The sequence below is a fragment of the Variovorax sp. HJSM1_2 genome (assembly GCF_049316285.1).
In the GTDB taxonomy this organism is placed as follows: domain Bacteria; phylum Pseudomonadota; class Gammaproteobacteria; order Burkholderiales; family Burkholderiaceae_C; genus Rhodoferax_B.
This window is the reverse complement of the sequence record NZ_JBMOXA010000011.1, coordinates 41,605-53,828: the sequence shown is the minus strand read 5'-3', so window position 1 is coordinate 53,828 and position 12,224 is coordinate 41,605. Positions and strand designations below refer to the sequence as shown.

Annotated in this window: 14 protein-coding genes; 6 read left to right on the top strand and 8 right to left on the bottom strand. The window is 53.6% G+C overall.

What is annotated here, in order from left to right; all coding sequences use genetic code 11:
• Nucleotide 1: 1 nt before the first annotated feature.
• Nucleotides 2-280 carry a hypothetical protein gene (locus tag ACFQ95_RS14065; protein WP_422831903.1) on the bottom strand — a complete coding sequence of 93 codons (279 nt, stop codon included), beginning with the start codon at nucleotides 278-280 and terminating at the stop codon, nucleotides 2-4.
• Between the two features lie 130 nt (nucleotides 281-410).
• Entirely contained in the window at nucleotides 411-1,772 is a 1,362-nt protein-coding gene (locus ACFQ95_RS14060) for a TniQ family protein (RefSeq protein WP_422831902.1), read from the bottom strand.
• 118 nt (nucleotides 1,773-1,890) lie between these two features.
• On the opposite strand from ACFQ95_RS14060, the gene ACFQ95_RS14055 reads away from it, so the two are divergent.
• Nucleotides 1,891-2,808: a TniQ family protein gene (locus ACFQ95_RS14055; protein ID WP_422831900.1), complete on the top strand. Its 918-nt coding sequence runs from the start codon at nucleotides 1,891-1,893 to the stop codon at nucleotides 2,806-2,808.
• A gap of 93 nt (nucleotides 2,809-2,901) precedes the next feature.
• Here ACFQ95_RS14055 and ACFQ95_RS14050 read toward each other — a convergent pair whose 3' ends face one another.
• From ACFQ95_RS14050 to ACFQ95_RS14035, 4 genes are all read right to left on the bottom strand, one after another.
• Entirely contained in the window at nucleotides 2,902-4,395 is a 1,494-nt protein-coding gene (locus ACFQ95_RS14050) for an ATP-binding protein (RefSeq protein WP_422831898.1), read from the bottom strand.
• A complete protein-coding gene (locus ACFQ95_RS14045; protein ID WP_422831896.1) occupies nucleotides 4,388-6,688 on the bottom strand; it encodes a hypothetical protein in 2,301 nt (766 codons plus the stop codon). Before ACFQ95_RS14045 ends, ACFQ95_RS14050 begins: the two co-directional genes overlap by 8 nt.
• Entirely contained in the window at nucleotides 6,681-7,586 is a 906-nt protein-coding gene (locus ACFQ95_RS14040) for a hypothetical protein (protein WP_422831894.1), read from the bottom strand. The genes ACFQ95_RS14045 and ACFQ95_RS14040 overlap by 8 nt, the downstream gene beginning before the upstream one ends.
• A 504-nt stretch (nucleotides 7,587-8,090) precedes the next feature.
• A complete protein-coding gene (locus ACFQ95_RS14035; protein WP_422831892.1) occupies nucleotides 8,091-8,330 on the bottom strand; it encodes a DNA-binding protein in 240 nt (79 codons plus the stop codon).
• Between the two features lie 455 nt (nucleotides 8,331-8,785).
• On the opposite strand from ACFQ95_RS14035, the gene ACFQ95_RS14030 reads away from it, so the two are divergent.
• From ACFQ95_RS14030 to ACFQ95_RS14020, 3 genes are all read left to right on the top strand, one after another.
• Nucleotides 8,786-9,097, top strand: coding sequence for an HU family DNA-binding protein (locus ACFQ95_RS14030; protein ID WP_422831890.1), 312 nt, complete (start codon nucleotides 8,786-8,788; stop codon nucleotides 9,095-9,097).
• Between the two features lie 107 nt (nucleotides 9,098-9,204).
• Nucleotides 9,205-9,657 carry a helix-turn-helix domain-containing protein gene (locus ACFQ95_RS14025; RefSeq protein ID WP_422831888.1) on the top strand — a complete coding sequence of 151 codons (453 nt, stop codon included), beginning with the start codon at nucleotides 9,205-9,207 and terminating at the stop codon, nucleotides 9,655-9,657.
• 90 nt (nucleotides 9,658-9,747) lie between these two features.
• On the top strand, nucleotides 9,748-10,257 hold the full coding sequence (locus ACFQ95_RS14020; protein WP_422831886.1) for a hypothetical protein: 510 nt from the start codon (nucleotides 9,748-9,750) through the stop codon (nucleotides 10,255-10,257).
• A gap of 18 nt (nucleotides 10,258-10,275) precedes the next feature.
• Here the strand turns inward: ACFQ95_RS14020 and ACFQ95_RS14015 are convergent, their stop codons facing one another.
• Nucleotides 10,276-10,650 carry a helix-turn-helix domain-containing protein gene (locus ACFQ95_RS14015; RefSeq protein ID WP_422831884.1) on the bottom strand — a complete coding sequence of 125 codons (375 nt, stop codon included), beginning with the start codon at nucleotides 10,648-10,650 and terminating at the stop codon, nucleotides 10,276-10,278.
• A gap of 377 nt (nucleotides 10,651-11,027) precedes the next feature.
• The gene (locus ACFQ95_RS14010; RefSeq protein ID WP_422831883.1) at nucleotides 11,028-11,276 is read right to left on the bottom strand and encodes a helix-turn-helix domain-containing protein; all 249 of its coding nucleotides are present in this window, start codon (nucleotides 11,274-11,276) and stop codon (nucleotides 11,028-11,030) included.
• Between the two features lie 82 nt (nucleotides 11,277-11,358).
• Between ACFQ95_RS14010 and ACFQ95_RS14005 the strand changes: the two genes are divergently transcribed.
• Both ACFQ95_RS14005 and ACFQ95_RS14000 read left to right on the top strand, forming a co-directional pair.
• Entirely contained in the window at nucleotides 11,359-11,805 is a 447-nt protein-coding gene (locus tag ACFQ95_RS14005; RefSeq protein WP_422831882.1) for a hypothetical protein, read from the top strand.
• A 152-nt stretch (nucleotides 11,806-11,957) separates the two neighbouring features.
• On the top strand, nucleotides 11,958-12,143 hold the full coding sequence (locus tag ACFQ95_RS14000; RefSeq protein ID WP_422831881.1) for a hypothetical protein: 186 nt from the start codon (nucleotides 11,958-11,960) through the stop codon (nucleotides 12,141-12,143).
• Nucleotides 12,144-12,224: the final 81 nt, after the last annotated feature.

Genomic DNA, 12,224 nt, shown 5'->3' with positions numbered 1-12,224 from the left:
GTTATTTGAAGTGGGGTAGGTTATCTTTGGATTTGTACTCGATGATGGCTGTGATTGTGTGGCGCAACGCATCCTTGGATAAAAATTCGACATCATCTGGGCCAAGCGGTGGTGTGGTGTTGATGAATACGGAAATGAATAGCAAGGATAGGTTCATCGCCGACAAAATTACTACTTTGATGGTTATGCGATGTAGCCCTATTGAAAACCAGAAAGGATTGTCAACCATTGCAATTATTAATTTTTTCCTCTCAATTAACTGGGCCTGAATAGCATTCATCTGGCAACTCTAGCATTGACCGAGCCTAATTAAGCGATCGCACCCAGATCAAAATTTCAGTGCCATGCCGGACCGCATTTGCAAACTCCGACATGGATATCCAGCGTGCAAACATACAGCGGGCGCATGCTTAAAAGAGGCCAAGCTGCCTCACCCTTGTGGCAGGGATAGAGGCCATGATTTGATGCAAGAGTTCTCGCCGATGCTTACGAAGCAAAGTGACGTCTTTCGGGGCTAGGTCCACGAGCGCCTCCCTCGAAATTCCAGGGAATTTTGATCGATACACAATCAACGTCAGCGCCGCCTTATCCACTCGTTCCGTCAATAAGCGACTACGCCAACACCGCCTCAGCTCCGGATCTGCTTCCAACCATCGGACGATATCTCCTCTCGACGCGCTTAACAAGGTCATGGCCTCCTCATAGCTTGCCGCCACATCGAAGGCACGACGAACATGCTCTGGAGTCGATTGGGCATTGAGGGTCGTATCGGCTGCAAACAAAAGAAGCTGTCCATTCGCGCCTTCGGAGACGCCCTTCTGGCAAATCAAGAAAGCGGATGCAGCCTCCTCAGGAGTTGACCATTCCAACGCGGCCCACGCAACGATCCAACGGATGGGATGGTCTTGCTTCTGGCGCCACAGCAGTTTGGGTAGCCATTCTCCGGATGCCAAACAACTCATACCACAGCTAGCGTTTTGGCACCAAGCTCCTATCGCCCCAGCCCTGAACCAGTGTTCAATTCGATCGTGCCTTACTGAATGCGTTGAGTGGATGATCCCAAGCCGTTGCATCCGGACTAAAGCCGCAACACGCAGCGCCCTTGTATCAATGCTTTCCATCGTGGAAATTTGGCTGGCTAGAGCGTTGATGATCGCGTCAGCGACCATGAACGAACGATCCTCCTGTGGAGTTTCCGAGCCGCCGCTGAGTGCGGAGGGAAGCAACCATTTCTTCCCCGACCCGACATACGTGTTTAGCTTCACAGCGTGACGATGACATACCATGCTTGTAGGCCACTGATGCTGCACATGCCAATAGCTTCGCCCTAAACGATCTTGATCGCAGCGAACGCAGAACTTACACCACTTCAACGGATAATCCAATGGCATTGATCTTGTGTGACACAAGAGCGTGCGCCATAACGTTTGCGCAGCCGAAACTTGGTTCCCTGATGCCCCAACTTGCTTTGAAGCCATCAGCTCGCGAATAGCCTCCTGTCTTTCGTGTGATCTTGCTGCAAAAGGGAAGAACAGCCCGGCAACCGTATGCCTCCTCAATAAATTTTCCAGCGATTGATCGCCATCCGAAAAGCGCCGAAGTAGCTCACTTGCACGACTTGGCAACACATGTTGCCTCGAAGCATGGCTGATACCAAACAGTTGCCTTGATGTGGCCTCAGAGGTCAGATTTGCACTCAAGCCATGAATGGTTGCACACCAACTGTAGACCGTCTCATCCTGCTCGATGCAGGGCACATACGCCAACGACATCGTGATCACCCTCCGATCGAATAGGTTCCTTTGGGCCTAGCGCCCAGGAAGCATGGCTGATGCTGCTTGAGCACTTCGCATTTACCTCGATACAGAAATTCCGACACCCTCTCCCGCCATGACTCAAGCGCCTCCGGAAGTTTTTCCTCGCGACAAAAAAAAGCCCTTCCACTTTCCTGTTGTACCGATGTTCCCCGAAGGAAGCACGCCATATTCCATATTGGCTGCACTCAACTATTTAAGCTTTAGAAAACGCCTCGTTGACTTCGTCAACCCGTTTCTTACGATGGGGAAATACGCCGATGCCCTAAACGGCTTGAACGCAAAGCGGATTTCAGCAGCAGCCTTTGGCAGAAACTTTCCTCTGGAGAAATTCCTAGCGAAATACACGCTTTTCCCGGTCTATGAAAAGGTTACAGGCCACACGCCTGTCCTCGACAGAAGGATCCGAAATGTCGATCAAACAAACTGGCATCACCTCCGGTTCTCCGCATTTCTTGAAACAGACAGTCATATGTCTTGGTGCAATGAATGTCTTGACGAGGACGTCCAAACTTTTGGGATGCCTCTATGGAAAGTGATGCATCAGGTTTGGTTTATCGATCACTGCCCTCGCCATAAGACACCGCTGTTAACGTCGTGCAACCACTGTGGACAGGCCTTCAAACAACATCAAAATTGCTGGCTATTGCCTTCAGAAGATTGTCAATGGTGTGGCAGCAAAGTGACGCCAGAACCCGAGCCGAATCGCTGCGACGCCTACTGGCGGCTGGTGAGATTCATCGAAAATTGCTTCTATGACGATGTCGACAATCCGATACCCTTCTCCCTCGTTCAAGAAACCTGGCATCGATGGAACACATGGGAAAGACGATGGCGTCACTTCTCACCCGAATGGGATCTAGTGGCTCCGAAGTTCTTTGACGCATGGCGTGACGATCCTCTGGCTACGCATCTTCGTTACGGTCGTCAACCAGACGAGCACGCGATACTGACCTGTCTAATCGGATCGGACGTAATGCAGAACTTGAATTAACCAATGAGGGCGAAGGTTCTCGTTCTCTTTGAAGGGTTTCGTTACGTTGCATCGGAAGCCCACTTTCTCAGCAAAAAAATCCAGAGAGAGAGCCTACGTTTTTCTCGGCTTTTTCTCCGCTACCTTGGCCTTCTTCTCGCGTGCTTGTGCTTCAACTTCCTCCTGCATTTGCTCTGCAGCGGCGAGCAATTCAGACGATACCCCTAATGCCTGCAACTCATCGGCGGAGAGCTCGCTGACATGCTGCAACTTCTTCGTAAACTTGCCCAATTCACGTGTTTGAAATTTCTTGTACTGCGTTGCCGCTTTCTTTAGCGCATCTACCGTCACCGCGCTTGGAACCTTAAAGCCGCCTTGATCTTGGAGATCCCCATCCTCGCTACCAACGATATCCTGCATGTATACAGTCGATGGATCTGTGGTCCGAACTTGTTCGGCGATCGTTAGAAGCTCCTTGAGGCTGGGCGACTTCAAAGCAAGACGGCAGTCTTCCATGGTCAGCGTGACCTCGGATCCACTGGCCCGGCGAAGCGCGACTTTCTGGCATTCAACATTGAGCTGCTGAAGCAACGCGGGAATGCCCGCACTATGTTCGAATTCAAACTTGGCGCGATCGGCTGCGTCCAGCGCGCAATGTTCCACCACGCTGAACCGGCGAATCCGTGGGCAAAGATCTTCTTTCCACCATGCCTCATCTGAGCTTTTGCTCGGCCTGAGGGTATGGATCCCGCCGACCGAGAATCGACGCATAACTTGAGAAAACATCTGAAGGTGGCGAAAGGCAAGAGGATTTCCAACCAAGAGAATGGCCACGCCTAGGTTCATCAGACTTAGATAGAAAAGGATGAATTCGTTGGACCAAGGACTGTCCTGAAAATTTCGCTCTTGTTTTTCATCGATCACCAACAAAGCGACACGATGCACTGTCAGGACCTTGCAAACGAGAACGAGCAAGGTGTCGATGTTCACTGTACGTTTGTATAGCTCTGCGTAGTCCGTTTCTGCCACATGATCCACTGCGAGCAAAATGGCCTTGAGCAATGCCCCCCGTGAGCCATTGCTCGGCTGGTCTACATATAAATAGATCACCTGACGCAATTTCTCCCACCCACAGACCGCCGAAGGACCATAGTCGACCACCTGTCTCGGTGCCACCAAGGAAAGAACTCTTTTGACTACGGCCGTCTTCCCCATCCCTGTGATACCGGCCAGAATCATGGCGGCGGCATCCAGCCTCGGGTAGCTGGTGATTTCCTGAATGCCAGGGGCAAGGCCGATCGCATTGGTTCTCCGCTGCTCTTCACGTCGCGTCGGATTTCTCTGAACAAGCGCACCTCTGATCAATCCCTGGAGCGATGCGCCAACCGGCAAGAGCATTCTGGTGGGTGCGAAGTGCTCTGTCGAAAATGCCAGCAGAGGTTCCCTGTATAAAGGCGGCAAACTCTTCCAAGGACTCTTAGACAGTGGGGTCTTCGACAGACGGTTTGCCATAACTGTCGGTGTCATGAATGGCGACAGTTCCTCAAGAAATGGATTCTCGCCCATCAGCAATTCGGGATGGTCCAGGTATTTTTGAGGATCATTCATCGTGCTGCTCCGAGGCATTCAGTTCGTCCATCGCAGACGCGTCAGGGTTGAAGGCGACGTCCTCAACGACCACGGGAGTTGGAATCGGACCAGAGACCTCCACGGTCATTTCCTTGTCTTGTTGCTCCAGCAACCTCAACAGTTCGAGCTCTTCGTCCCGGTGCTGGCGTAGGTTGGCTCTGAGCGAGCTCTTTGACGGTTTCCCTCCCAATGCACGCACTTCTTCTTCTAGCTCTTCGCCCGCCATCTTGGTGGTGTTCTCCCGTCGCAGCACACGGTCCAACGCATACTGGTCCCGTTCCCCAATTTCTGCGTCGGACCGGCGCACCATGTCCTCCAGCATCTGGACCCACTCGGTCAATGTCATCTTCTTCAGAAAGGTCGAGTCACGACATTGATTGGTCAGTGGAAACAGCCCTTCCTTGGTCGAGATCCACACCGTAGAGAGGTCCTCCGGGCTCATCTTCACTTTCAGATGAATAGGAGACCCCGTGCGCTTGACCTGTGCCATGAGCCCCATCTCAATCAGTTTCGGCCCATTGAAACGCATGCGCGGCAACATCTGCTCTCGGCCAAAAATCTTGGCTTTTAGATAGAGCCCATTTTTGCGAATCACAGCAGGCACGTCGGGTAACGTGAATGCCCGAAATGCTTCGACATCGACAGGGACGTCGAGCGCCATGCCGCGATCACGCAGCCACTTGGCAATGTTTACTCTCGTCGGCTTGATGGGCGGGTCTTCCAGTAGCATTTCAAAAGGCGCGAGATCCGGTACTTCCTCTTTGGTGTTGTGGTCCAAAATGTGGAGGATGAGCTCTCGCATGTACTCGAAGTAATTCCAGAGCGCGTCAATCGCCGGATGATCTTCTCCTCGATTTCTGCGACGCCCGTGGGTTGAGCCTGGCAGTTTGTGGTCAAGCAGTTTGTGATCCTTGTGATGCTGGGATTCGACGGGACCTTTTCGATCACCCCGCCCGGTCTCGGCGTACACGATGCCGAAAGCAAACTGCTTCTCCGCCTCCGAAGTCACTTCCGCCTTCAGTTCGCCGTGGTCGGCAATCACCATACGCATCAGCATCGCCGGCCAATCTTCACTTTTAATGGTGACGCCAAACCGAGCACAGAACGCGACCTTATCGCTGGCCGAATGCAACAGAGTCTGCAGGGCGGTGGCAGGGGAAGGAGCTTCCCATCCACAGTACACACCCGTGATCAAACCTGTTCGCCCCTCTTTCAATATTGAACGGGTCATGGGTGGCAGTTTTTTCAGCCGCCCCGAGAGTGAGCAGAGATGTGCATCGTTAGATGTCCCATCGAACATACCCATCTGGCCTAACATCGCCACCAGGTCCTGAGTAGAACCACCCCGCGCGTGATGTTTCTGTCGCCGCGCCTGAGCCGGAAGCAACATGTCTTTGGCACAGGTTTTGGAAAGCTTTCTCCCCCAGTACAGAAACTGATTTATCGTGGGCCTCTGTTCCGGAGGCCACAAGGTCACTCGCGTCCGCCCCTCACGATCAACCTCGTGCGTAGCCCAGTAGCGACTACACGTCAGGTAATAGGCATCTTGCAGGTTACGCTCAGGGCTCACTAATTTGTAGCCCTGCGCGAGCTTTTTCGCATCGCCGTCCACCAGAACATACCCCTTGGATGGGACTCGTCCTTCTAGAAACCTTGTGGATGGCCTCCCCATCTTGACCCGTTGCGTCTTCGGCTGTCCCGAATTGCCACACCGGTCATAACCCGGCAATAACGCATTGGCTTGAGACCCGCGGGCCCAGTAGAGGTGCAAATAGTGACGTACGGAAGTGGCAGATACGTTGAACAGACGTGCGCATTCGCGAATCCGCTGGCGCAGCCTTTCGGGATCGGCTAGTACCTCACTCGGTGCGAGAGAGAGATCACTTGACTCCTCACGCCTAATAAGAAACAGCACGATGGTGAGGTGAGCGTCCCGCTTGGCCATGTCGCGCTTGACCTGCGATTCGGCCGCGTCGCCTGCCAATGAAAATAGTGCACTATCCGAGAGACGTAGCTTAGGGTTTTCTTTTTGCTTGTGGACAAATACCTGCTGCAGTGAAACCCACTCACTGACGACGGTCAGCTTCTCGACAAAGGGGGCCTTGACATAGTCCTGCATCCGATTCGGATTCGCGTCACTCAAGCGCGGTAATGCAATCAACCATACTTCCCCGGCCTCATGTCGAAAGCCGAGTACCCGGCAGAGACCCGGCAGAAATTGAGAACCGTCCGCGCTCTCCAAGATGTCGTTGATGCGAACGGGGCTAGCCACGGTCGCCTCCTAACGTCATCGAGCGCTTCAGCGCTTCTCGCAGCACTCGGCCGCCAGGGATCAGCGGATGGAACAATTCCAGCGGAAGCGAGATGTCATGGTCGACGTCCTGCGTCCAAATGGCGAGATGGACTAGCTTGAAAACGGTGTCGACGTGCATGCCTTCTGCTTTGGCGACACGCATGACCGTCTCGTGGGGGGAACGGTTGGTATACCCCGAATGCAGCGCCTCGACCAGGCGTTGGTAAACGCGAGACCGCCGTGCAACCTCGACTTTGGCTCGCGACATCGGGGGAAATAGTGCATCGAGGTTCACCCCCAATGGCTTTGGCAGTTGCTCGGGATGAAAAATCTGCCGGGGAATTTCCGCCACCCGGCAATATTCGCCGGAGAGGGCTAAACGCTCCCTGATGCGCTCATTAGATTTTTTGTCTTCATAGAGATCTTGTGGCTTGCACTCGGTGGCATGCAGCTTAAAGAAGCCGTCACCATCCGGCCAAGTGCTCAAAATGTCCAGCGTCGCGACATACGGAATTGAGGTCCCGGGAAATACGCCATGGTCGATGCCAAGATCCTTGGCTATCGACAGCAAACCAGGGAGCTTACCCACGAGGTTCCTGTGACGTATCCCCTCGATGGGGTGTGGATGAGGACAGGGCCAAGCTGGGAACTGCTCCCGGATGTCGCTTGCGCCCAACCATTTCAGGAGCAGGATGGTGGTGCGCTCCCCCATCGCGAGACAGTGGTGTGGGCGACCAATATCCGGGCCGGGCAACCGACCGATGGCTGACACCGGCGAGCTGGTTTTTTTGGTAACTTGGAGCCACGCTTGGTAGGCGGCCTGGTGTCCTTGACCACGGCCAACAGCGATCCATTGCGTCAGCTTTGACCACGTCATTATTCTTGACGGGGCCAGCCGTGGTTTTGCTTTTCGCAAGCGGCCCACGTTGCCTCGGCTTTGGACAACGTTCAAACCTCCGGGCCTATGTGCCCGGGCGCCTAGACCTCCAATAAAGAGGATCAAATTTTTGCTCATTTCTCGTCCGGAAATTAACCGGTTCGGGGCGAGGCACCACCTGCCCTTGTGCCGGCATGGCTTGACATTGCCGGCAACGAGAAAGATACTTACGACCAAGGGTCCTAACCTAGGTGCAATTTCTTTTGTTACCGGCGACGCCAGTCATCTCGAAAATGACTGGCGTTTTGCTTTTGTGCTTGGCTTCGTTAGATGTATTGCATCAATGCAGGCCCTTTATTCAATTGAAGACAAATGTGATTGCGCAGGCAGGCTCGCCAGTAGCCGACCGATTAAAAACAGAAGTCATCGCATACTCTCCGCTATCGTCTTAGACGTTTTGGCTTCGGCTAGAAGACCGCGGGATTTCTAGCGTCGTGAAGACGCTCAATGTTCTGGGAATGGTTGCAGTGAGAGATTGCTGGCCACTTTTTGCCTGAGACCAAGCAACAAAGCGACTCGGTGACTTTCCCCGCGCCGACAACGACTTTTGCCGCTCAAGACAGCGTACACCGTGGATCGCTCAATGCCATGGGATGCGGCCCAGTCGCTATAACTCACGCCGTTGCTGGCAAACCAAGCACGTACTTCAGCGATGCGTTCAGGGGAGATGTCTTCGGTACTCATTCAATCGAGTTTATCTGAATCGTCTCTGTGCAAAGAACACTTTATTCAGTGCGATTCAATTAAATCGACAAAACCGGCGAAAGACTCATTTCGAATGAATGAGTGCACATTAAATAATGTGCCAACTATGGCCAATAACTTATTGAATATTCCATCAATTTTTTTATTTTATCCCTAAACAATCATTCTCGCAGCACGTCTTCCGATGCCCATTTTCTCAACTCTAGAACTCAATTGGTTTTGCTGCAAAAGTGCGTTCATCCGAGCGATCAGAATGAAAAATCTAGCTAGCCGTAGTAGCTTTTCTTTCACTTTTAACAAAGGCATGAGCACCTTCCGCTTACATTGGATGAGCAATCGGATCTCGACTGATGGATGATCTCTCTGAAGGTTGTGACGTCCGACTCACTCGAGTGCTACGGATAAACTGATTCTTTTCAACTTCTACAATTGCCATGAATCGCACCGAACTCGTCGAAATCCTCGCCTCCAAGAACGATCTGTCCAAGACCGCTGCCAATGCGGTGTTGGAGACACTCATCGAAACCATCCAGGTTGCCGTCAAGAAAGGCGATGCCGTGCAGCTGGTCGGCTTCGGCACCTTCAAGTCGGCCAAGCGCGCCGCGCGCACAGGCAAGAACCCCGCCACTGGTGCCGCGTTGAAGATCCCTGCAGCCACCGTGCCTAAGTTTGTGGCCGGTACCAAATTCAAGGCAGTGGTCGATCCCAAGGCCGCCAAACGCAAAGCTGAAAAGGCTGGCAAATAAGCCTCGTTCAGCCCTAACGCAAAAGCCCTTCGACGGCCCGGCCTCGAAGGGCTTTTGTTTTTGTGGTGCTAAGCTCCACAACCTCTTGAATAGCTCAAGCTCAGACGATGACCAATTTCTCCAGTGCCCTCCGTAACGAAATCCTGCGCGTGGCGCGCAAGGAACTCAAAACCGAGTTGACCAGTCTGCGTAAAACCGTGAGCACACAGCGTAGCGACATCGCCGCATTGAAACGCGATGTCAAAAACCTCACCTCGCAAGTTAAGAGCTTGCTCAAAGATGCCACTCGCCGTGCGGCAACCGAGAAGCCCAATTTGCCAGAAGTCGAAGCCTCCACAAGAGCGCGGCGCCAAGTTAAGTTCGACGCGCAAGTCCTGCTTACGAAGCGTGAGCAACTGCAGATCACTCAGCAACAAATGGCCCAACTTCTTCAGGCCTCGGCCCTGTCGGTGTACAAGTGGGAATCAGGCAAGGTGCAGCCGCGGGCCGCACAACTCGATCGCATTCAGGCTGTGCTCAAGTTGGGCAAGAGAAAGGCACTCGCGGCCCTTGCTCGGTAGTGTTCCCAACGTTCTGACGCGCCCTGAAGGGCATAAAGGCGGAACAGTGGGGATGTCACTGAAATCCGCACAAGAAGCTGGAGGTTCTATATGGGTGCGAATACGCCAACTCCACCGACAGGTTTTCAATCTTGGCTTGACTACGCCATCGCTACGATGGATGCCAGAGGCGCATTCTTGGATCGTGTCTTCAGCGAGGGTGAAATTCTGCCCACGGACACCATCCGCGTTGCCGCCCAAGAGGAGCTTGATCACCTCAAGCAAAGAATAGCCATGCCCTGGATCAGTATGCTGGAGAACTGGCAGGCTTCACTTTCAAAACGGCTGGGCCGTCCCGCCGAAAACGTTGTCGAGGACAACCTATTGGCCGCCGACTTTGCCAATTCCGGTGTTCACGTTCAATTCGAGGATGGTTCTGATCTAAAGTTCAGTCGAGCATTCCATGTAGGCGAAACACCGGCCGATGGGAACATTCATCGAGTTGCCGTGTTCTCCGGTCACTGCGGATACCACGAGTTCTGGATCGGACCCGGTGATCAGATTTCGACAATTCCAATATCTGCGGATGGAAATTGGGGCCCTGACGAAGATCAGACTTAGGGGCGAATTTTGGCTCCTTTAACCGTGGGTAGCGCCCAGGTTGCCAATCAGCACTTCTGCTGAGATGCCGAGAGTCCTCAACCGCCGAATCATGGCCAATGAAAGCGGGCGAGTCCCATTGAGAACTTCGTACACGCGGTTTGGCGGGCCAATGTATGGTCTCATATCTGCAACGGTCATGCCTCCTTGCTCCATCCGGAACTTGATGGCCTGGATGGGAGATGGGGCGGCGATAGCGTAGCGTTTGCCTTCATAGCTTTCGACCAGCAGGCCCAACACCTCCAAGCGCTCCCCCTCAGGCGAATTGGGATCAGGATCCATGTCGATCAATCGAGAAACCGTCGCCAGCATGGCCCTGTAGTCCCTTTCGGTGCGGATGGGACGAACGTCCATAACGGTTCCTTTCATTTGCCCTGGTCCAGAAACGCCTCATTCATTGCGCCGTAAAGAGCACGCGTGCCGATGAGTTTGACATATGGCCACAACACACTGGCCATTTGATATCCAATTTAAGCCCGCCAGAAGTTTTTGGTGGTCATCAACTGATTGGCCAGGCTACGCAGATTACTCCAGCATGTTGTTCTAGGCCCGGCCGTCTCTGCGTAGACCTGTTCAACAACTCTAGCCAGCAAGGGCAATGACAACTCGTCTAAAAGTGTCGCCATGTGGGCGACATACTTCGGCGGCGCTTCGCCCGTGCGGACGGCCACGGCAAGGACGTCCGCCGGCAAACACCGTGCATAGCTGGTGCTCGCGGTTCGAGCCGCCAGCTAAAGAGCAGAAGACGGCCCCTCATGTTTCCGTACTCTCGGGTGCGCAGGAGAAATCTTCAGCGACAAGCCCAGCGAAGTCAAAAGCGCGTTGATTCGCGAGATGCTGAGGTCTTTCATGGTTCCTCGTTCCACTTGGTTGATCGTAGTCCTGGACAGCCCCGACATCCTGGCCAGCGTTGCCTGAGACCAACCGACGTCTAGTCGCCGGGTCCTCACAGCTTGACTCAGTTCATGAACAGAAAACATGACTCCAGAATCGCACCCAAGGGATGCGATGTCAAATATATTGAACACGACGTTTGCGTCTGGTCGTCGCGCCTCTACGCACATGAAAACTGACGGTACCAAGCTTGCTGGACTTGAAAGTTGGGAGCGACTTCCGTTAGGCTCTCCACAAGTCGCGTATGGTTGGCTTCAGTACAGGGTGGCAAGGATGATTTATTTTGAGAACGAACGAGATGCACCGCCCGTGGAGCAGCAGCCCCGCGTCGGTCTGACGAGCTGGCGGATCTTTGAACTGGCTGACGATACGAAACGCATCCTGACGTGCCTGCCCACGGGGATCGCACGCATCACGACGAGAATCGTGGGGATCAATCCCAAGATCCGCATTGCGGTCACATCCTCTGGGCGCGTGTATGAGTTCTTAGCGGCGCCCGAGATGGATCCCACTAACTACTCAGCGCTCGTTCTGAATGCGGTTCGGGTCGGAGTCGGTCCTGCGACTGACATCAGCGACGACGTCTGGGCCCTGTTTCAATCGCACGAACATTAGCGCGGCATGCCCAGATCACACATCGCACTACGGTTTAACCACAACGTAAATATCCGAGATCAAGCCCCCTCGTCGCTTGTCGTTAACTGAAGAGCCCTCTCACCCAACCCTTGCACACTCGGTGAGAGTCACGATTCTTTTGGAGAAACGATATGACCATCCGACATAAATTTAAAAGTCCTGCCTTCGATGCGATCTATCACGCGGCCGCCGATCTCCATAGCGTCCAAGCCATCGATGATGCATCGATGAAGCGTTTCGAGACATCCTGCCTGGTATCCGCTTCAGGCCTCACCCCCGCGCAGATCAAAGATCTGCGCACCAGGTTCAAACTTTAGCGAATCCATGTTCGCGGCATTTCTGAACACCGATCACTCGACGATCCGAAGATGGGAGTCCGGGCAACAGCGGCCCAGTGC